A 21625-nucleotide genomic window follows, 5' to 3' on the forward strand; every position below is an offset into this window, starting at 1 on the left:
CATCTATGCCGGCAGAAGTCCCGCGGCGCGATAGCTGTCGATCATCGAGTCGTAGAGCGAAATATCGGAGCGGCTTCTGGCGACGAGCTGCGCGCCGGCGACGGCGGCGAAGATGGCGCGGGCCCGCTGTTCGCTCTTTCTCGAACTGACCAGGCCCGCGGCCACCAACAGCTTGCTCAGCCACGCCACGTTGACGTCGGCAAAGGTCTGGACCTCCTTCTTCACTGCGTCCGGCAGGTCGTCGACTTCCGCCGACATGAAGCTGCAGAGGCACATGCGGTTGTTGCTCTCGAGCGCTTTGCGAAACACATCGGGATATCGACGCAGGCAGCGGACAGGATCGGCCGTTTCTGCCAGCATCGCCTCGAGTTGGGCGGCGGTGTCTTCCCAGTAGCGCCGCGCGACGGCCACGCCGAGATCGGCCTTGCTCGGAAAATGGTGATAGATGCTGGCGGCCTTGATCCCGACTTCGTCCGCCAGATCACGGAAATTCAAGCCGCCATAGCCGCGTGCCTGCGCGGTCCGCTTTGCTGTCGCCAGGATGGCTTCCCGAGAGCTCGAACTCACTTCGTTGCCTCACCGCTTCGTTATCTACCAAGTGACAGATAGGCGTTGACCGGCCGGATTTGAAGGTTAATTTCAGCCTACCAAGTGGCAGGTAGACACAGGAGTCCTGATGAAGATTTACGATTGGCCAACTGGCCCATATCCGGCCCGCGTTCGCATCGCTTTGGCCGAGAAGAACCTGCGGCCGCAAGTGGAGTTCGTATTGGTCGATCTCTACAAGGGCGACCACAAGAAGCCCGAATTCCTCGCCAAGAACTACTCCGGCACCCTGCCGGTGCTCGAACTCGACGACGGGACCTTCATTGGCGAGTGCACGGCCATCACCGAGTACCTTGACGCGCTCGATGGCGCGCCGATGCTGACCGGCAGGACGCCGCGCGAAAAGGGCGTGATCCACATGATGAGCAAGCGCGCCGAACTGGAACTGCTCGATGCCATCAGCGTCTATTTCCACCACGCCACGCCGGGTCTCGGGCCTCATGTCGAGATCTATCAGAACCCCGAATGGGGATTCCGTCAGCGCGACAAGGCCGTCAGGGGGATGCACTACTTTGACGGCATTCTGAAAGCACAGCCGTTCGTCGCCGGCGAGGCGTTCACGATGGCCGATATCACCCTCATCGGCGGCTTGATCTTCGCGGGACTGTTGAACGTGCCGGTGCCGATCGAGTGCGAGGCTCTCTTGGCATGGTATGCAGCGATGCAGGAGCGTCCTAGCGTCAAGAACCGGATAACGATGTCCGAGCCGATCGAGGCATCTTGATTAAGATCGTAGTTTGCGAACACCGCCCTCGCGAGTCTTACGCGAGGGCGGATCGGCAAGATAGCAAGCGTAGCCCGGATGAGCGCAGCGACATCCGGGGTTTTCCGATCGGCGCTCCGCGTCTTGTCCCGCATGTCGCTCCGCTCATGCGGGCTACGGGTCGCAAATCCGTTACTGCTCCTTCTTGAACAAATCCTGGAAGATGAGCGGGCCCCAAGTGCGGCCACGTGCGTGCACCAGCGCGCCACCCTCGTTGAGCTTTCCCAGCTTGACGGGTGCGAACCCTAGTTGCTCCGCCAGGGCCGCCACAGGAGCGGTCGCGTCCTCGTCGTCACCAGACAGAAAGACCACCCGGTGGCCACCCTCGACGATCGGATCGGCCGCCAGCTTGGCCGCAACCAGGTGATTGAACCCTTTCACGAAGCTGGCGCCGGTGAACGCCTTCGCGACGGAGGCGGAGGACGGGAGGCCGTCCAGCTCTTCAGGGACTGGAAACGCGTTCATCGCGTCGATCACCATCTTGCCTTTCCAGCTCGGCAGGGCCTTCGCAACCTCGCGATGCTCCCCGAACGGGACCGCCAGGATGATTGTGTCGGCCTCGAGTGCTTCCCGCAACGACTTGGCGACGACCGTGGGTCCAATCGCCCGCGCCTGCGGCGCCAACGCCTCGGGCGGCCGGCGGCTCGCGACGGTCACGTTGATGTTCTTACGGGCGAAGGCGTGGGCGAGGGCCTGGCCTACCTTACCGAATCCTACAATCGCGTAGCTCATGGTGCTTCTCCGATCCGTGTTGGTGTTGATTCGATTTCAGATGGCCGAAAAACCGCCGTCGACAGACAACTCCACCCCATTCACGAAGCTCGAATCGTCTGAGGCAAGAAACAGCGCGGCCGCCGCAATTTCCTCAGGGCGACCCATCTTTCCCCGCGGGATCAGGGATTCGAACATCCGCTTCGCCTCCTCGGTGAGGACCTGGTCCTGCATCGGAGTGGCGATCGGCCCCGGGCTCAGCACGTTCACCCGGATATTCCTGCCCTTCAGTTCGTTGAGCCAGGTGCGTGCGAATGAGCGCAACGCCGCCTTGCTCGCCGCATACACACCGTAACCGGGAAAACCTTTTACCGAAGCGACCGACCCGGTCATGAAGATCGAGCCGCCATCGCTGAACAGCGGCAACGCCTTCTGAACCGCAAACAGCGTGCCGCGCGTATTCAGGTCGAAGGTCGCATCGAAATGCCGCTCGGTAATCTCGCCCAGTGGGATGGCTTCGCCGACGCCGGCGCTCGCGTACAGGACGTCGATCTTGCCCTTTTCCCGCTTGACCGTGTCGAACAGACGGTCGAGGTCGTCGAGATTGGCCGCGTCGCCGCGCACGCCGGTCACGTTCCGGCCGATCAGCCTGACCGCCTCGTCGAGCGCCTCCTGCCTTCGGCCCGTGATGAAAACATAGGCGCCTTCTTCAACGAACCGCCTGGCGCTCGCCAGCGCCATGCCGCTCGATCCACCCGTGATGACTGCAACCTTACCCTCAAGCTTTCCCATGAGTTCTCCCTTCGTCGTGTCGGACAGCGTCTCTGGTCCCATCTGCGAGATGGCCCCCGAGAACCTCGACGTAGCTCCGCCGGCGTCAGGCGTTGAGTGCGGAAGCGCGCACATCGGTGGTGCGAAATCGATCCGGCCGGATGACTGACGCCAGCCGCGACGATCGGTGTCCGCCGTTCGGAATTGGGCCGCGCTTGTCGGCGTGGCTATTCGGCTTGGGCTATGATGATCGTCCGTGCTACCCACATACGAGATGCTGTTCGATGTATTGGAGACGGGCTTTGGAAGGCGCACCCCAGCGGTGCCGGATTGCACCATGATCGACTGGGATGACGTTCGCTACTTTCTTGCCGTCGCGCGCGGAGGCTCGGTGCGGGCTGCCGCCGAACGGCTCGGGGTGAACCACTCGACCGTGCTGCGACGCGTCGCCCAGCTGGAGGAGCGGCTCGGAGCGCACATGTTCGAGAAGCTGCCTTCGGGTTACCGCCTGACGGCTGCGGGGGAGGAGGTCCTCGAACTCGCGGACCAGATGGAAGCGTCGTCGCACCAGCTGGAGACGCGCGTCTTCGGCCGCGACCAAGGCGTGCGCGGGCTTCTGCGGGTGACGCTGGCACCGCCCCTCGCGACACACCTGCTCATGCCGGACTTCGCCGATTTCGCACGACTGCATCCGGACATCGAGATGGAAATCCTGTCGTCCGGTGAGCTGGCAAATCTGACCAACCGGGAGGCCGATGTCGCGATCCGCGTCGTCTACGACCGCAAAACCCTGCCGCTCAATCTTCACGGCCTGAAGGGACCGGAGCTGTTCGGCGGCATCTACATATCCCGCGATCGACTGGCCGCGTGGCGCGCGGGCGCGCCTGATCCCGTCAGGTGGATCGTCATAAGTATTCACGGAATCCCGGACTGGGCCCACGAGGGTGAGGTTCGCGCCGCCGAGGTTCCGTTCAGGGCGACAGATGCCGCGGCGCAGATCGTCGCGGTGCAGCAGGGGATCGGCATGACGACGCTGCCGTGCTTCGTCGGAGATGCCGACCCTCTGCTTGTGAGGGTGCCGGGCACCGACCTGCACATGTACGGAACGCTCTGGCTTCTCACACAGGGAGAGACACGCAAGACGAAGCGCGTGCGGCTCTTCACCGAGTTCGTATCCCGCAGGCTCACCGCATACGCTCCGCTTCTCGCCGGACTGTCCGTATCACGCGACTGATGCGCGGCAGGTCGCCGATGGCGCTTGCCGCAATCCGATCGGAAGCCGAGCCGCGATTGCACCAAGCGAAATCGCGGTCAATCCCTTGCGCTGCTGACGGTAGCAAGCGTAGCCCGGATGAGCGAAGCGATATCCAGGGCATCTTCTATCGTGTGTCGCGTGGAGTCCCGCATATCGCTGCGCTCATGCGGGCTACTCACTGTTTCAGCGGAGCGATGGCACATCGCGCCGGTCAAGCAGCTAGGAGGCCGCTCGACCGATCGATGCGCGCCACGCGATCAATATGGACCCGGCTCGCAGGGGACATTGTTGCCGGTCCAGGGCGCGGTGGCGAATGAACCGACGCGCGGCGCCGGAATGCAGGCGCGACCGTCGACATAGACGTGGTCAGTCGGCGCGGCGGCGCTCGCCTCCGCGACGTGGCGGGACATCGCGTGGGTTTCACGCGCCATTGCCGGCGACGCGATCATGGCAACCGCGATCAAGGAAGCCGACAGGAGTTCGACGTTGGTCATGGAGTTTCTCCGTGTTGTTTATGGGGCCAAGGAGTCTGGCCTCGTCAGATATTTGTGCGCGGCATCGGCGGACTTGAATGCAATCATCACTCACGCCGGCTCAACGCTGCGTGAGCAACGAGATCCTCGCCGTTGTGTCACGCGATGCAGACCATCACCGACAGTCCGGATGAACGAAGCGTAATCCATCACGTCTTCGGGTGATGATCGTGAGGGTGCGTTACGTCCGCGTTGGCACTCCTACGGGTTCAGCAAGCGGAGCCCGGATGAGCGAAGCGACATCCGGGGCGTGTCGTGGCGTTCCGCATATCGCTGCGCTCATGCGGGCTACCCGCTGGCGAACCCGTCCTGCGTGCCCAGGAACGTTCGGACGCAAACGCCGCACAAAACTCCGTCACGGCGCGAGCTCGGCTCGGACCTCGCCGAGCAGCGCCATGCCGCCGAGCCGGCCCAGTTCGTCCGAACATTTTGCGCTCTTGCCGTAGCAGCAGAACGCGACCGTGACGCGCTCTGAAGCGGTCCGATGCAGGGCAGGCCGCTGTCGCCGAAGGTGGTCATGCAGGGCACGACGCGGCGTTCCTCGAAAGCGAGGTCGCGAATGCGTTCAAGGATCTGTCCTTGAAGCCGATCGGCGACTTCAATCGATCCGCCCGAGCGGAACCAGTCCTTGATATCGGCCTCGCTGCCGAGCGGAAGATCGACCGGATCGCCGCCGAGCTTCAGCCAGGTCTGGCCGTCCGGATAGCGGATCGGAGGCAGGATGTAGGGATTGTCGCCCTTGGGCCCGAGACAACGCATCGACGGCATTCCGGCCAGGCGTTGAACCTCCGCCGCACCAAGCCGGAACAGCGCCGCGGTCCGCCCATAGACCGTAAAGCCCAGGGAGCGGCCGAGCAGCGATTGGGTGTGCCCGCCCGCCGCAACCAGAACGCGCTCGGCCTCGACGCTCCCCGATCGCGTCCGGATCGTGACGCCGGAGCCGCTTTCCGAAATCCCCAGCGCGGGTTCGTCGATGATCCGGGCGCCGGCGCGCTCCGCCGTGATCGTCTGCGTGCAACATCAGTGGTTTCGCTGCGGCCGATGTGAAGCGCACCGGCTTCCCGATAGAACTCCACGCCGCTCTCCGCTGAAATCTCGCCGTAGCGCGAAATCGCAGCGCGGTTCGCTTGCCGCCAGAACGCCCCTGGATCGTAACTCCGCGTGATGCGGCCCTCGTCATAGTGGCTGCCGAAGACGCCGCCATGGCGCGAAAAATCCGCCGGCTCATCGGGCCCGATCAGCGCAACATCGTGGCCCATCTTGCTCAGATGCCGCGCAGCTGCCGATCCGATCAGGCCGCGTCCGATCACCGCAAGTTTGATCGCTTGATTGTTGCTCACGAAGAAGTCCTGCGCTCTGCCTGCATCGGCGGTGTGAGATCGACCATGTCATTTCCGATGCTCCGGCAGCAAGCATAATCCAGCCGAGCGCGCAGGTGGACCGGTGAAGCGTGATCCGCCGCATCTTGAAGCCACGCGCGAGGCGGCGGATTGCGCGTCGTTAACCCGCCCTGCGAGGTGCGCCAGACTTTTCGCGACTGCCGGGAAGTCGGCGCAAGCCGGCGTCTGACGATGCTGATTTCCGCGCAAACGTTCCACCGAGCGAACTTGAAACAAATGGTCACGGTGATTTCACTCGCGCTGGACGACGATCTATGAAATGATGCAACCAAAGGTCAACATGGTGCATCTTCACCGGCAGGAGGGCGAAATGAGCGACCAAATGATCGAAGCGACGACAAGTCCGGCACAGATCGTTCAACAGGCGGCCGAAAAATACCTCGGCATCAGCAACGCCCCTGGCTGCTGCATCGCGGTCTACGACGAAAAGTCGTTCGGCACCAAGGGCTACGTCTACCCCAAGGGACTGTCAGGCGTGGCCGGCTCTTCGCCCGCGCCATTCAGTGTCACGACCGACACGGTGTTCGAGATCGGATCGGTGACCAAGGTGTTCACCAGCACATTGTTGGCGGTGGCGGTCAAGGCGGGCGGGCCTTCTCTTGACGACGCCATCGGCCCTTATCTGAACCTCTTCAGCGCGAGCGCGGTGGGAACGCCGGTGCTGGACGCCATCCAGCTCGTGCAATTCGCCACCCATACCTCCGGCATGCCGGAGCAGCCGGGGGACGGCTTGACTGGCTACAGCGAGCAGCTGTTTGCGGACGAGCCGCCCTCCAGTGAACTCATCAACTGGTGGAATCAATATGATACGCCGCCGCAGGGCTGCTGGCAGTATTCCAACATCGGCTTCGTGACCCTGGGCTTTGCGGTCACGCAGATGTTTGCGAAAGACAAGGGCCGTAACTACAACGAAATTTTGGCCGAATACGTCACCGGTCCGCTCGGCATGAAGCAGACCGGAGCCTTCGTCAATTCATCATGGAAGATCGCGCAGGGATGTATCGGGCATTGGAGCAAGAGCTCCGAGCCGCCATATCCGATCGTCTTCGACCGCAACACGCCGACCGGCGGCACGGCCTTTGATCTGAAGACCACCGGCGACGACATGATCAAGTTCCTTGCGGCGCAGATCGCGGCGCCGAAGGGGCCGCTCGGGTCGCAGATCGCACTGACGCAGCAGAACCGGGGGACATTCCCCATCTGCGGGGAGAAGACCAGCGTCACCATGGGCCTCGCCTGGCAGATCACCACGGACACGCAGGGCCATACCGTTTTCACAAAGAACGGCGCGACGAGCAGAGGCGGATTCGAAGCGATCGTGATCGTCGTGCCGGAACTGAAATGCGGTGTCGCGGTGCTGAGCAACCAGTATTTCGATGCGTCGGGCGTGCACCCCGCGGGGATCGCACCCGGCCGCACCGCACTGGAGATTATCTCGCAACTTCATCCAGGATTCGAACTGACCGAACCGCTGCCAGAACACGATCCATTCGACTAGCAAACCTGGCCCGGACGAGTGCAGCGATGTCCGGGGGCTTTGCCGTCCGCGCAAGGGCGCTGTCCCTGTTGTCGCCAACCTCAGCCGGTCGGTCGCTTACCCGTGTTGACCGCCAGCTGAGCCTCGAAAGCGCGCTGGTAAGCCGGCCGCGCTTCGCCGCGGGCGACATAGGCGGACAGGCCCGGATATTCTTCGAGAATGCCCGATGCTCTCAGCCTGAGCAGCACCGACACCATCATCAGGTCGCCCGCGCTGAACGCGCCGTCGAGCCAGTCGGCCTTGCCGAGGCGGGTGGAGAGTTGCTTCAGCCGGTCGCGGATGCGATCCATGACCAGCGGCAGGCGCTCTTTGGTCCAGGGCTTGTCGCTCTCCAGAATCCTGGCGGTCATGAGTTCGAGGATCGGCGGTTCCACCGTGTTGACCGCGGCAAACATCCAGGTGATTGCGTGGGCGCGGGCATTGGCATCGCCGGGCAGCAGGCCCGCATGACGCTCGGCGATATAAAGCACGATCGAGCCTGTCTCGAACAGCGCCAGATCACCTTCCTCATAGGTCGGAATCTGGCCGAAGGGATGCAGCGCCAGATGCGCGGGTTCCTTCATCGCCTGGAACGAAACAAGGCGAACCTCGTAAGGCTGGCCCGCTTCTTCCAGCGCCCAGCGAACGCGCGTATCGCGCGCCAGTCCCTTGCCGCCATCGGGCGACCGTTCGAAGGCGGTGATGATGGGCGTCATCGTTTCTCTCCATGTCCTTTGCGTCCCGAGGACGAGCGGGCGGCGCGCGCCCCGACAGCCGATTCCGGAATAATTTGGCCAAGCGTAGCCCGGATGTAGCGCAGCGAGATCCGGGGCCGGTCCTGCCAAAGGCGAGAACCCCGGATTTCGCTGCTCAATGGCAGTCATCGCCGCGATAGCGGCCGAATTGGCCGATCCGGACAGGCTTTGCGATCGTGATGGCGGTGTGCGGTTTCCCCAACCACCCTATGCGAAAAAAGAAAGGCTGCCGTGGCCGGGCTCGTGACATGCCAGTGGTTCGACCAGCGCCAGGCGCGCACGGCTGCGGAGTTTGCGCCGCAGCCGTTCCTGGTAGCGGTGTCCGCGGGGTATATCTTCGCTGACCTAGCGCCACGAGATGCAGAACAAAGTTGGGTGAATGTTGATGGGTGATCAAGGCCGCGGATTGCGACGAATGCGATTGCTTCGTCAGATGAAGCAAAGCTACCTCGCTGAATTGATGGGTGTGGATCAGGCGACCGTGTCGCGCTGGGAGCGCGGCATTCTCGATCTGTCGGAAACCCAGTGGATCTCAGCGCGCCGATTGCTCATGGGTCCGTTCGAGCCGGCCCAAGATGCCGCTCTGAAGCGTCTCGTCGAATCCTCGACGCGCAAGGTCCATCTGGTGTGCGACCTGACGCATCGGCTGCTTGCCGCGTCGGCGCCCAGGCAGGCCGAATGGCGAACCGGCTTATCCGAGTTCCTGGGCAAATCGCTACGTGTCTATGCCTCTCCGGAAATCCTCGCGGCTGACATCGCCCTCAATGATCTCGGCTGGTATGACGGGCAGCTCAGCTCGCTCGAGGTCAATACGGGTCCGAACTCCGATGCGGATCTCGTGATCCTTCCGGGACGCATGCTGTGGGAGCGCATCATGCTCGCCGACGGTGCCCCCGCGCGGCTGGTCACCACCATTGCCTAATGCGCGGGGAGGCTGCCTCAGCCGGATAACGCCCGCATATTTTATGCGTGGCGACCTTTCGACAAAGGCTGCTAGGTCGGGCTCGTACGGCGGACGAGCTTCGGCACGCGCATCCGGTTGGACGCGCGGGAAAAAGCTCTGAAGCGGAACACGCCGAGGCCAGAGATCGCGTTCAATGAATTCCGTTCCCTTGTTTGACATCAAGGCCGTTCCGAAGGCCGAGCTTCACGTGCATGTCGAGGGAACGCTGGAGCCGGGCATGCTGCTCGATTTTGCCCGCCGGAACGACGTGGCGATCCGGTACCGCTCGATGACCGATATCCTCTCGGCGTATCGCTTCTCCGATCTCCAGTCATTTTTGGAGATCTGCTGGGCCGGTCTGACCGTGCTTCGGACGGAGCGCGACTTCTATGAGCTGGCACGCGCGTACCTGACCCGCGCGCGGGAAGACAACGTCGTTCATGCGGAAATCTACGTCACCCCTGCCGACCATACCGAGCGCGGCGTGCCGTTCGATGCTGTCATGGACGGCATCAGCGCCGCTTATGCAGACGCGCGGTTACAACGCGATATCACTGAAGGCATGATCCTGTGCGTTCGCCGGCATAAGCCTGTTGAAGAGGCCTTCGCCGCCATCGAGGCAGCGCGCCGCTGGCGCGACGGCGTGCTGGCCCTCGGACTTGGTGGACCGGAAAAAGGCTACCCGCCCGGACCCTTCGACCAGGTCTTCGCCCGCGCCCGCGCGCTTGGCTGGAAGACGACCGCGCATGCCGGTGAGGAAGGGCCGCCCAACTACGTGGCCGAAGCGATCGACAGGCTGCGCGTCGACCGCATCGATCACGGCGTCCAATGCGAGGCAGATCCGGCACTGATGCGGCGCCTTGCCGACGAGGGGACGCCGCTCACGGTATGCCCGCTGTCGAATGTAGCGCTGCGGATCTTCCCCGATCTCCAACGTCACAATCTGCGCCGGCTGCTCCACGCCGGCCTCTGCATCACGGTCAACTCCGACGACCCCGCGTATTTCGGAGGTCACGTCAACGAGAACTTCGTCCGTGCGGCAGCGGCGTTGGGCCTGACTGCCGAGGAGCAATTGAGCCTCGCCGACAACAGCCTCAAGGCTGCGTTCGTGGATGAAAGGCGACGTCAGGACTATCGGCGCGTCATCAGGGACATCAGGCCGCCACACCGGTCACCTGCATGACGACTGACACTTCCAGTCCCGGGCTCCGCGTCTGGCTCGCCGTCATCGTGCTCGGCGTTGCTTCGTTCACGATGGTCACGAGCGAGTTCGCGCCGGTCGGGCTGTTGTCCCAAATCGCCCTCGATCTTGGTCGAGACCAGGCCGCGGTCGGGCTCACGGTCACGCTCTATGCCTGGATCGGCGCTGCAAGCGGCCTGTTGTCCGCCGTTCTGCTGCAACGTTTTCCCCGCAAACCGCTGCTCGTTGTTCTGATGCTGGTGAAGTCTGCGACCAATCTTGCGGCAATGCTCTCCGACGGTTTCACGGGGTTGCTGCTGGCGCGGGCGGTCGGTGCTGTCGTTCACGGCTTCTTCTGGGCGATGGCGGCCGCGATCGCAACGCAGATCGCGCCGTCTCATCGCATGGGTGTTGCGACAGCGATCGTGTTCGGCGGAATCTCGATGGCAACCGTCATCGGCGTGCCGCTCGTCAACCTCATCGGACAGAACAACGGATGGCGCGCGGCTTTCGGCGTGATCGGCGGGGTCGGGTTGTGCACGTCCGCCCTGATGGTCGGCGTTCTTCCGCGGCTCCGGGCCGGATCGCCGGCGGGATGGCAAGCGCTGGCAGCGGTGGTGCGCCGACAGGACCTGCGGAGAATCTATTCCGTAACGGCGTTCATGGCGGCAGCGAATTTCGCAGCCTATACGTTCATCGAACCCTTCCTCGGCGAGATCGCGGATGTGCCGCCCTTCATGATCGGTGTGATGCTGTTCGGCTTTGGCGGAGCAGGATTTGTCGGCAACATCCTGACCGGCGTTCTGATCGATCGCTTCATGACATCTGTCATCACGTGGGGACTGCTGGCCCTCGCGGGCGCGCTTGTCGGGCTTGGATGGTTTGGCCCGCAACTGGGGGCCGGCGCGGTTGTTACCTTGCTCATCGTCTGGGGCGCCGCCGTCGCGGCGCTGTTCGCGGGCCTCCAGACTTGGATCTTACGCGCGGCCGGTTCCATGGCGATGTCCGCGGCCGCGGTCCACTCCGCGGTCATCAATTCGGCGATCGGCGTCGGAGCCATTCTTGGTGCCCGGATGCTGAATCTCTCGGATCTATCCGGAGTGATGCTGATGGCGGGAGTGATCGTCATCGTGCCGCTGTTGATCATGCGCGTGAGCCGAAGTGGCGAAACATGATCCGCGATGGCGAAACACGTTGTGGAACGAAAGCCTGCGCCGCGTCGAACCAGGACCATAATCACGGATTATTCCCTCTCCATTCTGCTCGACGATCCCTGGAAGGAGACTGCCATGACCGATCTCGTCACATGCCTCTGGTTCGATCAGGGCCGGGCGCGCGAAGCGGCGGAGTTTTATGCCGCGACGTTTCCCGACAGCCATGTCGGCGCGGGCCATCAATCTCCGATACCGGGCATCGGGCAGGGCGAGGAACTGACGGTCGAGTTCACCGTGCTCGGCCGGCGTTTCGTGGGGTTAAACGGAGGCTCCAACTACACGCCGAACGAGGCGGTCAGTTTCATGGTGCTCACCGACAGCCAGGAGGAGACCGACCGCTACTGGAATGCGGTCACTTCCAACGGCGGCAAGGAATTGCCGTGCGGCTGGTGCCGGGATCGCTGGGGCTTTGCCTGGCAGATCACGCCGCGGCGGCTGCTCGAGCTCGTCAACAGCGCCGACCGCGCCGCCGGCAAGCGCGCGATGGAGGCGATGATGACGATGAAGAACATCGACATCGCCGCGATCGAGCGCGCGGCGGCGGGGTAATCCGCGTGGTGGAATGATTTGGCCCGGGCTCGATAGTCAGGTGTCCGATCGAGCTGGCGTGTGCGGCACGCGGCCATTCGCGTTGCGGCGTGCGCTCGCCGCGACGATCACCCCGGCGCAAACGCGGGATGTGCCTGGTGCTGTCGCGTGATACGAAATTCGCATTCGCAGCTCTGGAGCCAGCCCTGATGTCCGTCGCAGCCGCCGCCAATCAACAGCAAAATCTCACCGCCGCCGAATCCGATCCGCAGACGCTTGGCTGGATGCAGGGCTTTCCGCCGCCGCAGGACAGGACCATCACCTTCCAGAACGGCTCGTTCCGCAGCTTCCCCGAATTGCGCTGGGCCTGGAGCAACATCCGCCAACTGGTGCCGACCGTGAATGTCTGGCGCGGGGCAGGGCCGGCGTCGGTGCTGCCGCGCGCAGACCATGATATCGGCGCGTCGGCATCGGTGACGATGGACGGTCGCCCGATGACCTTCGCGCGCATGCTAGAGGAAACCTATGCCGACGGCATCGCCGTGCTGCACCGGGGCAAGCTGATCTACGAGCGCTATTTCGGCGCCCTGAGGCCGCACAAGCCGCACATCGCGATGTCGGTGACCAAATCGTTCACCGGCACGCTTGCCGGTATCCTGATCGCCAAGGGCAAGATCGATCCGCAGGCGCCGATCACCGATTACGTGCCGGAGCTGAAGGCAAGCGCGTTCGGCGATGCCCGCGTGCACGAGGCGATGGATATGACCACCGGCCTCAAATACACCGAGGTCTATACCGACAAGAATTCCGACGTGTGGGGGCTGCGGCGCGCCAACGGCATGGCGCCGATCGAGCCGGGCTATGAGGGCGCGACCAATATCTTCGATTTCCTCTGCGCGCAGCAGAAGCAGGGCGAGCACGGCAAGGCGTTCGCCTACAAGACCGTCAACACCGACGTGCTGGCCTGGATCTGCCGCCGTGCTAGCGGCATGACGCTGTCCGACCTGCTCTCCGAGCGGATCTGGGCGCCGATGGGCGCCGAGGAGGATGCGCATTATCACGTCGACCGCATCGGCACCGAAAGCGGCGGCGGCGGATTGTCGACGACGCTGCGCGATCTTGCCCGGTTCGGCGAGACGATCCGCAACCACGGCCGCTTCAACGGCCGCCAGATCGTACCGTCTCAAGTGGTCGAGGACATCGCGCGCGGCGGCGATCCCGAGAAATTCAAGCCTGCCGGCTACACAACACTGCCAGGGGCGTCCTACCGCAATCAATGGTGGGTGACGCACAATGCGCACGGCGCCTTCATGGCGCGCGGCGTTTATGGCCAGGGTCTCTATATCGATCCGAAGGCCGAGATAGTGATCGCGCGCTACGCCTCGCACCCGGCCGCCGGCAACGCCGCCAACGACCCTGTGACGCTGCCGGCTTACATGGCGCTGGCCAAGGATTTGATGGCGGGAGGGTAGGACGAAGGCAGGTTGGTTCGCTCGCGCAAGACGCGTAGCCCGGATGAGCGCAGCGATATCCGGGGCCTTTCCGTCTGCTGATCGCGGCTTGTCCCGCATGTCGCTTCGCTCATGCGCGGCTACGATCACGTCCGCGAGATTTTGTCGAAGCGCTTGATCAGGCGCTCCCGCTTGATGCGGGACAGCCGCCTGATCCAGAACACGCCGTCGAGCTGATCGATCTCGTGCTGATGGCACACGGCGCGCAGGCCGTCGGACTCTTCGGTCTGCATGTTTCCGTCGAGATCCTGATAGCGGATGCGGACGCGGGCGTGACGCTCGACCTCGTCGTTGACCCCGGGCATCGAGACGCTGCCTTCCTTGTGCAGGATTATCTCGGGCGAGGTCCGGATGATCTCCGGATTGACATAGGTCCGCGCGCCCTCGCTGGCATCGAACTCGAGCACCACGACGCGCAGGGATACGCCGATATGCGGCGCGGTGATGCCGATGCCGGGCGCCGCGCGCATGGTCTCGAGCAGGTCCTGCGCCAGTTCGCGCAGCGCCTCGTCGAACATGGTCACCGGCTCGGCCGGCAGTGCAAGGCGCGGATCGGGATAGCGCACGATGGGGCGAATGGTCATGCCCGTGTCTTAGGCCAGTGCATCGCGCCGGACAACATGCTGATCCCGGGCACCGCGTGCGCGCGCCGTTCAGAGATGCTTTTCGAAGAACAGATCGGGGTAGGGGTCGTCGTTGAAGCGCGGGATCTCGGTCCAGCCCGTCCTGCGATAGAGCTGGCCGGCTTCCGGCAGCGCGCTGTTGGTGTCGAGCCGCAACACCGCGATGCCGAGCTCGCGTGCGGCCTGCTCGGCTGCGTCCATCAGGCGGCGGCCAAGGCCGAGGCTGCGCGCGCCAGGTGCGACCCAGAGCCGCTTGATCTCGGCGAACTCGCCGCCGCTGCCCTTCAGCCCGACGCAGCCGATCGGCAGGCCGTCCGACATCGCCACGATGAAGCTGCCGCGCGGCCGCACCATATCCTTGGCCTCAGGGTCGCGTGACAGCTTGACGTCAAAGCCTTTCTCGAATCGCCGCGCCAGTTCGGCGTAATATTCGCCGAGGCAGTAGCGCGCCTCGTCGCTGCGCGGATCCATCTCATCGAGGGCGGTGCCGTCGCGGCCGAGCGCCGATGCGATCAGGTCCATCGCCGCCAGCAGCGCCTCGCGTTGGCTGTGGTGGGTGAGAAAGTCCTTGGCCTGCCGGTTGGAGATCGCCTCATAGGCGTTGAACTCGCGCCTACCCGCCGCCGTCAGCCGTGCGATGCGGCGGCGCGCATCGTCGCCATGCGCCGTGGTCTCGATCAGGCCTTCGTCCTCGAGGCTGCGCAGCAGGCGGCTCATCAGGCCGGAATCGAGCCCGAGATAATCCCTGATCTCGCCGACATCGGCGCGGCCGTGTCCGATCGCGTTCAGCACGCGCGCCGCGCCGAGCGGCCGGCCGCGCCCGAGGAACGAGGTGTCGAGCGCGCCGACGGCGGAGGTCACGGCACGGTTGAAGCGACGGACGCGGGACACGGGGTCGAGCATATATCTGACTTTAGTCAGATATCGTCGCCGCGTCAATCGGCCGGCGATCCAGACCGAACGGAGCCCTGCCGCCTAGTGCAGAGGCCATGCGATAGGCGACGCGCATCAGCCTGGGACGCAGCGGCGCGAAGTCAGCCGCTGCGTCGTCTCGTGCCGTTTCCGCGGTCACGCCGCGGCCATCCTGGCCTTGATCACGTGCGGATCGACGAAGCCGCCAAAGCCGACCGCGATCCGGTTCCAGCCGTTGATGATGTTGATCAGCAAGGTCACCTTGACCTGCTCCTCCGGCGTGAAATGCGCCTTCAGCGCCTCGTAGGCCGCGACATGGGTGTGCTGCTCGCAGATCCGAGTCAGGGCCTCGGTCCAGCCGAGCGCGGCGCGCTCGCGATCGGTGTAGCAGGGCGCTTCGCGCCAGGCCGACAGCAGGTAGATGCGCAGCTCGGTCTCACCCTCATCGCGGGCGAATGTCGTGTGCAAATTGATGCAATTGGCGCAGCCGTTGATCTCCGAGGCGCGAATCTTCACGAGCTCGGCGAGCTTCGGCTCAAGGCTGGAGGAGATCGCGACCGACGCGTCGAACCAGATCTTCATGATCTTGGGGGCGGCGGCGAGCGGATCAAGTCTGACAGTCATGGTCGGTTTCCCTGGGTTGGTTGACGACATCATGACGAACGAGGAACGGCGAATGTGACATGCCGGCGTGATATTTTCATCTGCCGCGGCGCTATTGGGGCGCGAGATCGCTCGCCGCTTGGCGGAGTTCTTGCAGCAGCTCTGTTTCCCATCGCGAAGGATCCGTCAGGAACCGCGCGAGATTGTCGAAACAATAATACCCGAACTCCGACTTCGATCGCGCGGCGAAGGTCGCGGCTGCGCGCGCCAGCAATCGCGCCGCGTACTGCTGCGCCGTCATCAGGCTCGCCGCATGCTCGGCCATCTTCGCCATTCGCCAGAGCGCGGCGTGATCGATGGCATTGCCGAGGTCGCCGAAATAGAATTGCTCCGCGAGCTCCAGGCGAGGACTCGCGTCGCCTGCGTTCTCCAGCATCAACGGAGCGATCTTCTCGAAAAAGAAGTTCTCGTGATCGGTATCGACCAGCCCGTAGTAGCGCAGCAGGACATCGTTGCTCGTTTTATCCAGGCGCGCGAGGCACCAGGCGGCGTAGCCCAACAGCGCGGTCGGAATCTCGTCTCCGTAAGGATCGTACCAGGCGTTGGCATGCGGTCCGATGTGCGTGCACGCCGCGTCGATCAGCCCGCGGATCGCAGGTGCGGCGCCGGGGCAGTGCTTCGCAACATGCGAGAAGAACTTCTTCTCGTTGAGCCGCTTGCCGTCGCAACGGAACCCCTGCCTGCAGGTGGTTGTCGTAGGGACGCTCGTTGATATCGGGACCGATCTGCGCCGTGAGCGCATCGATGGCTGCGACACAATCGGGCTCGCTCATCGAGGCGAGATCGACGGTGTAGGTGCTGAACCGCCTGGCGAGCGTCTCGGCCTTCTTGGCGAGCGCGGCATCCTTGTCCTCTTCTTGCGGCTCGGGTGGCGCGGGCCTGAAATGATCCTCGGTTACGGGCACCGCCCGGACGCGGTGCACCGGATCGCCTGGCGCGCCGGAGACCGTCACCATCCCCTCCGTGAACCGCATATCGAGGCGACGGTCGGGCAGGGGCGTCGCCTTCGACCAGCCGCGGGCGCGTGCCAGCCAGGGACGGTCGTCCATCCCGAACCGCTCCAGCATGATCTTGGGCGAAACCGTCCCGTCCACACCGACGCAGGCGACGAAGTCATGCCGCTTCAACCAGAAAGCCTGGCTATCGCCTTGCCAGCCGATCACGTCGCGCTCGGAGAGTTCGAAGTCGCGGAGATTGCTGCTGACATTGGCGTAGTGGCTATTCGGATCCGGCCACAGATCGGGATGCGATTTCGCGTTGATCTGGTTGGTCGTCAGCGTGGCCTCGCGATCGAGTAACTGCGACACCTTGCGGTAGATCTCGCCTCGCCGAGGCGGCAATCCCTGCTTCCGTCTGTCGAGGTCGAGCTGGGCCGGGTCGGGCAACCCTTCCGCCTGCATCCACATCGGCGCGACGGAGTGCAGCCGCCGGAGCGGAAACGCCTGCCAGATCTCGACGGCAAAGCTGAAATACTCCCGCTGCGCCGTGGTGTCTCTGCCCAGCAACCGGGAGACGAGCGAGCTCTCCTCGGTAATCATCGGGAGCCGGGAATTGTCGGCGCGCAGCCAATAGCGGCCGCACGGGCTCGAGCGGATCAGGAACGACCTCGCCCGCGATCCCTCGCAGCTCGACACATCGTGATGCCCGTCTGCGGATCGATGCGCAGCAACAGTGCAACGATTCCGTTGTCGTGCCGGAACGCGGAAACCAGAATCCGGCCAGCCTGGTCCAGAACCGGCGGGCACAGCGAGTTGCCGCTCGGCATGTCCAGAACCGAGCGGACGATCGCCCTGCGCTCGAGGTCGATGACATGCAGGTCAGTCGCGTTCGCGGCGTGATAAAGAGATAGATGAACCGGCCATCCTTGCTCTGGAGAAATCCGTAACTCAGATAATCGTCGCGCGCGTCCTTTCCGTCGTGGCCGCGCGCCCAGGGCGTTTGCAGCCGATCGACGAGTTGGCGACGCGCGAGATCATAGAAGATCCCGCGTCGGTGTTGAAGAACCAGGCGATGCCATCCAGCAGCAGCCCGGCATTCCGCGCGGGCCGCTGGCCGAGGGCAGGACGCATGATCCAGTCATCCTGGCCGTCGGCCTGGATTGCGAAGTACTCGGTGTTGCCGATTTTGCGGATGGAATTCACCATCGGGTAACCCTGCGAAGCCGCCTCGTCGTCCCGGGTTGCTTCTTTATATGCGAGCCGGACAACGTCCGATTAATGCGATCGGGAAATAAGAGGTTGACCGGCCGGCGATCGCCGGCGCGGGACAACTTGCCGCATGCCTCTTGCTGTGCGCCGACGAGCCGGTCAATCGCGCGCCAGCACCAGGACGTTGCCGGCGAGGATCGCGACGGCGCCGGCGAGCACCGGCCAACCCAGCGCGAGGTGTTCGAACAGCGCCGACAGCACGAGCGCGACGAGCGGCACCAGCGCAAGCGTATAGGCCGCGCGGCCAGGACCGAGCCGACGCACCAGCTCGAAATAGAGCATGAAGGTGATGCAGGACGCGGCAATCGCAAGATAGAGGAAGCTCGTCACGTAGGAGGGCGAGATGTCGGCCGCAAACGGCGTGCCCGTCGCGGCGGCCCACAGCGCGCTCGCTGTCGCGCCGACGAACGCGCCCCAGCCGAGCACGGAGACGACAGGCAGTCCGGCGCGCTGGTTGCGCGCACCGACCGTTGTCCCGGCGCCGGTTGCGATGGCCGCAGTGAGCGCCCAGGCGAATCCCGCAAGCGGCGCGGCGCCATGCGCGGCGACGCCGGGCAGGAAGATGATCGCCAGTCCAAGAACGCCGCACAGCGCGCCCCACACGAATCCGGAAGAGATCGGCACACCGAGCACGGCACGCGCGATCACGGCCGCGAACAGCGACGATGTCGACAGCACGAGCGCGGCAAGCCCGCTCGGCATGCGTGCGGATGCCTCATAGAAGGCGATGAAGGCAATGGCGAAGAACAGCAGGCCCTGCAACGCGACCGCCGGACGGTCCTTGCGCGGGATCGAGAGCGTCACGCCGCGCATCCGGCCGTAGCCGAGCAGGATGACGCCCGCGAGCACCATGCGCAGCGCGACCGACCACGGCGCGGGCGTCACGCCGGCCTGCATCGCCGTTGCCAGCGCGCCGCCGCCCCAGAGCAGCGCGGTCACTGCGAACAGCAGGGCCGTCATGGCGCGCCGGCGTCATCGCGCAGTGCGCGCCAGCCGTCGGCGTCGATCCGCGCGCTTGTTCCCTCAAGCCGGGTGAGGGCGGAATCGAGCGTGGCGCGTTCGCTCTCCGACAGCCGCGCCAGCAGCCGCGCTTCGATCGCGCTGCCGAGTGCGGCGATCCGGTTGAACGCGGCCCGGCCGCTGCGGGTGATGCTGACGGCGGCGAAGCGCCGGTCGGACTTGCCGGAGCGTCGCACCGCGAAGCCGAGCTCTGTGAGCTGGCCAATGCCGCGGCTGACCGCGAACGGATCGAGCGCGCAGGCGCGGCCGATCTCGGAGGCGTTGGCCGCGTCGCGCTCGGCGATAACGGCGAGGATGCGCCAGCCCGCCTGGCTCAATCCGAACGTCTCGCCGTAGAAGCGCTCGAGCGGTCGGGCGACCTGCGCCGCGACCAGGAACAGGCGGTAAGGCAGCCAGGCGCTGAGCTTGAGGCCATCATCGGACGCGGGGGCAGCGGTTTGCTTCATGCCGGCGAGGTTCGCATAGTTAATTGCAAAGTGCATGCATATCACAAATATGATGATGCGGTCTGACCACCTGCGCGAAAAATCCCGACACACTTGTCACTCCCGCTCGCCAACGCTGCCGAGCCAGATTGCGGCATGGCCAATGACGAACGGCCGCCGGCGCTGGAACCGCGCTCGGGGAGCGGAGTTCGTCCAAATCGGAGATGGAGAGACCATCATGAATAAATCAGCTGAAAACGATCGCGGCGGACTGGCGGCGATGCAGACACCACCCGTGGTGTCGCGGGAAGCGTGGGAGGCGGCGCGCCTGGAGATGCTGGTGAAGGAGAAGGCCCAGGTGCGGGCACGCGACGCGCTTGCGGCGGAGCGGCGGCGGATGCCCTGGATGGCGGTCGAGAAGCCATATGTCTTCGAAGGACCGAACGGCAAGGCGAGCCTGCTCGACCTGTTCGAGGGCCGCCGGCAGCTGATCATCTACCGCGCCTTCTTCGAGCCCGGCGTGTTCGGTTGGCCGGACCATGGCTGCCGCGGCTGTTCGCTCGGCGCCGATCAGGTCAGTCACCTCTCCCATCTGAATCAGCGCGACACCACGCTGGCTTACGCCTCGCGCGCGCCGCAGGCGGACATCGCGCGGCTGAAGGCGCGGATGGAGTGGGACATGCCATGGTACACGATCACCGACAGTTTTGACACCGACTTCGGCGTTGCCGAGTGGCACGGCCACAACGTCTTCATCCGCGACGGCGAGCGGATCTTCCGCACCTATTTCGTCAACAGCCGCGGCGACGAGGCGATGGGTACGGTGTGGAGCTATCTCGACATCACGCCGCTCGGCCGCCAGGAACTCTGGGAGGACTCGCCGAAGGGTTATCCGCAGGGCCCGACCTACAAATGGTGGAACTGGCACGACAATTACGAAGCCGAGGCCACGCCGAACGCAAAATGGGCGGCGGTGACCGATGCCGGCGAGGCCGCGTTCCGCAAGATCGCGGAGCAGGAGCGCAAGGCGACGTAAGGGGTAGAACGGGGAGAACGCGCGGCGTGCTTCCGAGGGCTTCGGTTTTGATTGGATCAGAACCGAAGCTCCCGCTTCTTGTCTTGCCTGCTTTCTTGACGCGGACCGGCGTCCGCCTCGCTCGACGCTCTAGCGGCCATTGTCCTTGGCCGAGAGTGCCTTCAGCGCTGACAAGGTCTGCCGCAGCCCGCGATCGAGGCGCTTGTCGCGGCGGATCACCACCGCGAGCCGGCGGTAGAGCTTTGGTGACAGCGACCGGACGACCAGGTCGCGCTGCTTGGTCCTGGCGGGGACGGCCATGCCGGGCAGCACCGCACAGCCCAGCCCGGCGCGCACCATCTCCTTGATCGCCTCGACGCTGCCGAGCGACATCAACGGCTTCAAGGACACGCCGCCGCGGGCCAGCCATTCGTCCGCGGTGCGCCTGGTGTTGCCGCCCGGCTCGAACAGCAGCACCGGCCTGGTCGCAAGCACCTCCGGCGTGATCCGCGCCGGCAGTGGCATGTCGCGGGGCGCGATCAGCACGAACTCGTCGTTCACGACCGGCGTGATCTCGAAGCTGCGCCCCGACACCGGCAGCGTGACAAGCGCGATGTCGATGGTGTTGTCCTCGACCGCCCGGGCGATCTCCGCGGTGTTGCCGGTCGTGACGGTGATCTCCAGCGAGGGCAGCGCGGCGCGCAGCTCCTTCAGGATCGGCGGCAGCAGGAAGATGCAGGCGGTCGCACCGGTGCCGAGCCGCACGCGGCCTGCCGTTCCGGTCGTTTGCTGTGCAACGGCGTCGACCGCCGACGCCACCGCCGCATTGATCTGATGCGCATGGGAGAGCAGCGCGACGCCGGCGGCGGTCGGTCTGGCCTTGCGTCCGACCCGCTCGATCAACGTCGCATTCAGGCTGCGCTCGAGCTGGCGCACCTGCAGGCTCACCGCGGGCTGCGTGAGTTGCAGCCGCTCGGCTGCCGCCGAGAAGCTGCCGCAGTCGATCACGACTGCGAAGCTTTCGAGATAATCGAGGTTGAGGTTTTTCATCAAAGTATCTCTTATGCCGTGCAT

General features: G+C 64.5%; 26 protein-coding genes and 1 pseudogene. 11 read left to right on the forward strand and 16 right to left on the reverse strand.

Annotation, left to right across the window (positions count from 1 at the left end; all coding sequences use genetic code 11):
- Positions 1 to 3 precede the first annotated feature (3 nt).
- Positions 4 to 567, reverse strand: a complete 564-nt coding sequence (locus ACVMB1_RS10060) for a TetR/AcrR family transcriptional regulator (RefSeq protein ID WP_076831756.1) — start codon at positions 565 to 567, stop codon at positions 4 to 6.
- Between the two features lie 109 nt (positions 568 to 676).
- Here ACVMB1_RS10060 and ACVMB1_RS10065 point away from each other — a divergent pair, with 109 nt between their 5' ends.
- Positions 677 to 1330, forward strand: coding sequence for a glutathione S-transferase (locus tag ACVMB1_RS10065; RefSeq protein ID WP_456848520.1), 654 nt, complete (start codon positions 677 to 679; stop codon positions 1328 to 1330).
- 171 nt (positions 1331 to 1501) lie between these two features.
- On the opposite strand, the gene ACVMB1_RS10070 is transcribed toward ACVMB1_RS10065, so the two are convergent.
- Together ACVMB1_RS10070 and ACVMB1_RS10075 are read right to left on the reverse strand one after the other, a co-directional pair.
- Complete coding sequence (locus ACVMB1_RS10070; RefSeq protein WP_076831762.1) at positions 1502 to 2101, reverse strand: NADPH-dependent F420 reductase; 600 nt, start codon at positions 2099 to 2101, stop codon at positions 1502 to 1504.
- A 36-nt stretch (positions 2102 to 2137) separates the two neighbouring features.
- Positions 2138 to 2872 carry an SDR family NAD(P)-dependent oxidoreductase gene (locus ACVMB1_RS10075; RefSeq protein ID WP_456848522.1) on the reverse strand — a complete coding sequence of 245 codons (735 nt, stop codon included), beginning with the start codon at positions 2870 to 2872 and terminating at the stop codon, positions 2138 to 2140.
- A gap of 316 nt (positions 2873 to 3188) precedes the next feature.
- On the opposite strand from ACVMB1_RS10075, the gene ACVMB1_RS10080 reads away from it, so the two are divergent.
- Positions 3189 to 4085, forward strand: a complete 897-nt coding sequence (locus ACVMB1_RS10080) for a LysR family transcriptional regulator (RefSeq protein ID WP_076831767.1) — start codon at positions 3189 to 3191, stop codon at positions 4083 to 4085.
- 278 nt (positions 4086 to 4363) lie between these two features.
- On the opposite strand, the gene ACVMB1_RS10085 is transcribed toward ACVMB1_RS10080, so the two are convergent.
- The 3 genes and pseudogenes from ACVMB1_RS10085 to ACVMB1_RS10095 all read right to left on the reverse strand — a co-directional run.
- Positions 4364 to 4600 (reverse strand): hypothetical protein, encoded by a 237-nt coding sequence (locus tag ACVMB1_RS10085; RefSeq protein ID WP_076831769.1) that lies wholly within the window; start codon positions 4598 to 4600, stop codon positions 4364 to 4366.
- A 327-nt stretch (positions 4601 to 4927) separates the two neighbouring features.
- Positions 4928 to 5644: an FAD-dependent oxidoreductase gene (locus ACVMB1_RS10090; protein WP_206601534.1), complete on the reverse strand. Its 717-nt coding sequence runs from the start codon at positions 5642 to 5644 to the stop codon at positions 4928 to 4930.
- A 44-nt stretch (positions 5645 to 5688) separates the two neighbouring features.
- Positions 5689 to 5898: pseudogene (locus tag ACVMB1_RS10095) on the reverse strand (FAD-dependent oxidoreductase); the annotation flags it as partial.
- Between ACVMB1_RS10095 and ACVMB1_RS10100 the strand changes: the two are divergent.
- The 3 genes from ACVMB1_RS10100 to ACVMB1_RS10110 all read left to right on the forward strand — a co-directional run bounded on the left by ACVMB1_RS10100 (position 5842) and on the right by ACVMB1_RS10110 (position 7537).
- Positions 5842 to 6057 carry a hypothetical protein gene (locus tag ACVMB1_RS10100; RefSeq protein ID WP_206601536.1) on the forward strand — a complete coding sequence of 72 codons (216 nt, stop codon included), beginning with the start codon at positions 5842 to 5844 and terminating at the stop codon, positions 6055 to 6057. The pseudogene ACVMB1_RS10095 and the gene ACVMB1_RS10100 overlap by 57 nt on opposite strands.
- Positions 6058 to 6129: 72 nt before the next feature.
- Positions 6130 to 6297: a hypothetical protein gene (locus ACVMB1_RS10105; RefSeq protein ID WP_456848524.1), complete on the forward strand. Its 168-nt coding sequence runs from the start codon at positions 6130 to 6132 to the stop codon at positions 6295 to 6297.
- A gap of 1 nt (position 6298) precedes the next feature.
- Positions 6299 to 7537 carry a serine hydrolase domain-containing protein gene (locus ACVMB1_RS10110; protein ID WP_141342117.1) on the forward strand — a complete coding sequence of 413 codons (1239 nt, stop codon included), beginning with the start codon at positions 6299 to 6301 and terminating at the stop codon, positions 7535 to 7537.
- An 80-nt stretch (positions 7538 to 7617) separates the two neighbouring features.
- Here ACVMB1_RS10110 and ACVMB1_RS10115 read toward each other — a convergent pair whose 3' ends face one another.
- The gene (locus tag ACVMB1_RS10115; RefSeq protein ID WP_076831775.1) at positions 7618 to 8271 is read right to left on the reverse strand and encodes a glutathione S-transferase family protein; all 654 of its coding nucleotides are present in this window, start codon (positions 8269 to 8271) and stop codon (positions 7618 to 7620) included.
- Positions 8272 to 8695: 424 nt separating this feature from the next.
- Here ACVMB1_RS10115 and ACVMB1_RS10120 point away from each other — a divergent pair, with 424 nt between their 5' ends.
- The 5 genes from ACVMB1_RS10120 to ACVMB1_RS10140 all read left to right on the forward strand — a co-directional run bounded on the left by ACVMB1_RS10120 (position 8696) and on the right by ACVMB1_RS10140 (position 13647).
- On the forward strand, positions 8696 to 9232 hold the full coding sequence (locus ACVMB1_RS10120) for a helix-turn-helix domain-containing protein (RefSeq protein ID WP_076831778.1): 537 nt from the start codon (positions 8696 to 8698) through the stop codon (positions 9230 to 9232).
- 175 nt (positions 9233 to 9407) lie between these two features.
- Complete coding sequence (locus ACVMB1_RS10125) at positions 9408 to 10436, forward strand: adenosine deaminase (RefSeq protein ID WP_141342115.1); 1029 nt, start codon at positions 9408 to 9410, stop codon at positions 10434 to 10436.
- 47 nt (positions 10437 to 10483) lie between these two features.
- The gene (locus ACVMB1_RS10130; RefSeq protein ID WP_244558933.1) at positions 10484 to 11608 is read left to right on the forward strand and encodes an MFS transporter; all 1125 of its coding nucleotides are present in this window, start codon (positions 10484 to 10486) and stop codon (positions 11606 to 11608) included.
- Positions 11609 to 11722: 114 nt separating this feature from the next.
- Complete coding sequence (locus tag ACVMB1_RS10135; RefSeq protein WP_057019799.1) at positions 11723 to 12196, forward strand: VOC family protein; 474 nt, start codon at positions 11723 to 11725, stop codon at positions 12194 to 12196.
- Between the two features lie 188 nt (positions 12197 to 12384).
- The gene (locus ACVMB1_RS10140; RefSeq protein WP_141342113.1) at positions 12385 to 13647 is read left to right on the forward strand and encodes a serine hydrolase domain-containing protein; all 1263 of its coding nucleotides are present in this window, start codon (positions 12385 to 12387) and stop codon (positions 13645 to 13647) included.
- 125 nt (positions 13648 to 13772) lie between these two features.
- On the opposite strand, the gene ACVMB1_RS10145 is transcribed toward ACVMB1_RS10140, so the two are convergent.
- From ACVMB1_RS10145 to ACVMB1_RS10180, 8 genes are all read right to left on the reverse strand, one after another.
- Entirely contained in the window at positions 13773 to 14270 is a 498-nt protein-coding gene (locus ACVMB1_RS10145) for a peptide deformylase (protein WP_057020041.1), read from the reverse strand.
- 69 nt (positions 14271 to 14339) lie between these two features.
- Positions 14340 to 15212, reverse strand: a complete 873-nt coding sequence (locus ACVMB1_RS10150; protein WP_141342111.1) for a bifunctional helix-turn-helix transcriptional regulator/GNAT family N-acetyltransferase — start codon at positions 15210 to 15212, stop codon at positions 14340 to 14342.
- Between the two features lie 165 nt (positions 15213 to 15377).
- The gene (locus tag ACVMB1_RS10155; RefSeq protein WP_141342109.1) at positions 15378 to 15845 is read right to left on the reverse strand and encodes a carboxymuconolactone decarboxylase family protein; all 468 of its coding nucleotides are present in this window, start codon (positions 15843 to 15845) and stop codon (positions 15378 to 15380) included.
- A 91-nt stretch (positions 15846 to 15936) separates the two neighbouring features.
- Positions 15937 to 16383, reverse strand: a complete 447-nt coding sequence (locus ACVMB1_RS10160) for a hypothetical protein (protein ID WP_141342101.1) — start codon at positions 16381 to 16383, stop codon at positions 15937 to 15939.
- The gene (locus ACVMB1_RS10165) at positions 16346 to 17422 is read right to left on the reverse strand and encodes a hypothetical protein (protein ID WP_253639929.1); all 1077 of its coding nucleotides are present in this window, start codon (positions 17420 to 17422) and stop codon (positions 16346 to 16348) included. The genes ACVMB1_RS10160 and ACVMB1_RS10165 overlap by 38 nt, the downstream gene beginning before the upstream one ends.
- A gap of 348 nt (positions 17423 to 17770) precedes the next feature.
- Positions 17771 to 18028 carry a hypothetical protein gene (locus ACVMB1_RS10170; protein WP_141342094.1) on the reverse strand — a complete coding sequence of 86 codons (258 nt, stop codon included), beginning with the start codon at positions 18026 to 18028 and terminating at the stop codon, positions 17771 to 17773.
- 162 nt (positions 18029 to 18190) lie between these two features.
- Positions 18191 to 19051: a DMT family transporter gene (locus tag ACVMB1_RS10175; RefSeq protein WP_141342091.1), complete on the reverse strand. Its 861-nt coding sequence runs from the start codon at positions 19049 to 19051 to the stop codon at positions 18191 to 18193.
- The gene (locus tag ACVMB1_RS10180; RefSeq protein ID WP_246786913.1) at positions 19048 to 19593 is read right to left on the reverse strand and encodes a MarR family winged helix-turn-helix transcriptional regulator; all 546 of its coding nucleotides are present in this window, start codon (positions 19591 to 19593) and stop codon (positions 19048 to 19050) included. Before ACVMB1_RS10180 ends, ACVMB1_RS10175 begins: the two co-directional genes overlap by 4 nt.
- Positions 19594 to 19774: 181 nt before the next feature.
- Between ACVMB1_RS10180 and ACVMB1_RS10185 the strand changes: the two genes are divergently transcribed.
- Positions 19775 to 20572 (forward strand): DUF899 domain-containing protein, encoded by a 798-nt coding sequence (locus ACVMB1_RS10185; RefSeq protein WP_076831799.1) that lies wholly within the window; start codon positions 19775 to 19777, stop codon positions 20570 to 20572.
- Between the two features lie 129 nt (positions 20573 to 20701).
- Here the strand turns inward: ACVMB1_RS10185 and ACVMB1_RS10190 are convergent, their stop codons facing one another.
- Positions 20702 to 21601: a LysR family transcriptional regulator gene (locus ACVMB1_RS10190; protein ID WP_141342088.1), complete on the reverse strand. Its 900-nt coding sequence runs from the start codon at positions 21599 to 21601 to the stop codon at positions 20702 to 20704.
- Positions 21602 to 21625: the final 24 nt, after the last annotated feature.

This window comes from Bradyrhizobium sp. USDA 4504 (assembly GCF_054063995.1).

Bases quoted from the DNA above. Each gene is read 5' to 3' on its own strand.
- ACVMB1_RS10070 (WP_076831762.1), bottom strand. From the start codon at position 2,101: ATGAGCTACGCGATTGTAGGATTCGGTAAGGTAGGCCAGGCCCTCGCC.
- ACVMB1_RS10080 (WP_076831767.1), top strand. From the start codon at position 3,189: ATGATCGACTGGGATGACGTTCGCTACTTTCTTGCCGTCGCGCGCGGA.
- ACVMB1_RS10135 (WP_057019799.1), top strand. From the start codon at position 11,723: ATGACCGATCTCGTCACATGCCTCTGGTTCGATCAGGGCCGGGCGCGC.
- ACVMB1_RS10085 (WP_076831769.1), bottom strand. From the start codon at position 4,600: ATGACCAACGTCGAACTCCTGTCGGCTTCCTTGATCGCGGTTGCCATG.
- ACVMB1_RS10150 (WP_141342111.1), bottom strand. From the start codon at position 15,212: ATGCTCGACCCCGTGTCCCGCGTCCGTCGCTTCAACCGTGCCGTGACC.
- ACVMB1_RS10185 (WP_076831799.1), top strand. From the start codon at position 19,775: ATGAATAAATCAGCTGAAAACGATCGCGGCGGACTGGCGGCGATGCAG.
- ACVMB1_RS10075 (WP_456848522.1), bottom strand. From the start codon at position 2,872: ATGGGAAAGCTTGAGGGTAAGGTTGCAGTCATCACGGGTGGATCGAGC.
- ACVMB1_RS10165 (WP_253639929.1), bottom strand. From the start codon at position 17,422: ATGATTACCGAGGAGAGCTCGCTCGTCTCCCGGTTGCTGGGCAGAGAC.
- ACVMB1_RS10170 (WP_141342094.1), bottom strand. From the start codon at position 18,028: ATGGTGAATTCCATCCGCAAAATCGGCAACACCGAGTACTTCGCAATC.
- ACVMB1_RS10155 (WP_141342109.1), bottom strand. From the start codon at position 15,845: ATGACTGTCAGACTTGATCCGCTCGCCGCCGCCCCCAAGATCATGAAG.
- ACVMB1_RS10175 (WP_141342091.1), bottom strand. From the start codon at position 19,051: ATGACGGCCCTGCTGTTCGCAGTGACCGCGCTGCTCTGGGGCGGCGGC.
- ACVMB1_RS10190 (WP_141342088.1), bottom strand. From the start codon at position 21,601: ATGAAAAACCTCAACCTCGATTATCTCGAAAGCTTCGCAGTCGTGATC.
- ACVMB1_RS10100 (WP_206601536.1), top strand. From the start codon at position 5,842: ATGGCGCGAAAAATCCGCCGGCTCATCGGGCCCGATCAGCGCAACATC.
- ACVMB1_RS10140 (WP_141342113.1), top strand. From the start codon at position 12,385: ATGTCCGTCGCAGCCGCCGCCAATCAACAGCAAAATCTCACCGCCGCC.
- ACVMB1_RS10065 (WP_456848520.1), top strand. From the start codon at position 677: ATGAAGATTTACGATTGGCCAACTGGCCCATATCCGGCCCGCGTTCGC.
- ACVMB1_RS10125 (WP_141342115.1), top strand. From the start codon at position 9,408: ATGAATTCCGTTCCCTTGTTTGACATCAAGGCCGTTCCGAAGGCCGAG.
- ACVMB1_RS10115 (WP_076831775.1), bottom strand. From the start codon at position 8,271: ATGACGCCCATCATCACCGCCTTCGAACGGTCGCCCGATGGCGGCAAG.
- ACVMB1_RS10145 (WP_057020041.1), bottom strand. From the start codon at position 14,270: ATGACCATTCGCCCCATCGTGCGCTATCCCGATCCGCGCCTTGCACTG.
- ACVMB1_RS10120 (WP_076831778.1), top strand. From the start codon at position 8,696: ATGGGTGATCAAGGCCGCGGATTGCGACGAATGCGATTGCTTCGTCAG.
- ACVMB1_RS10180 (WP_246786913.1), bottom strand. From the start codon at position 19,593: ATGCACTTTGCAATTAACTATGCGAACCTCGCCGGCATGAAGCAAACC.
- ACVMB1_RS10110 (WP_141342117.1), top strand. From the start codon at position 6,299: ATGATGCAACCAAAGGTCAACATGGTGCATCTTCACCGGCAGGAGGGC.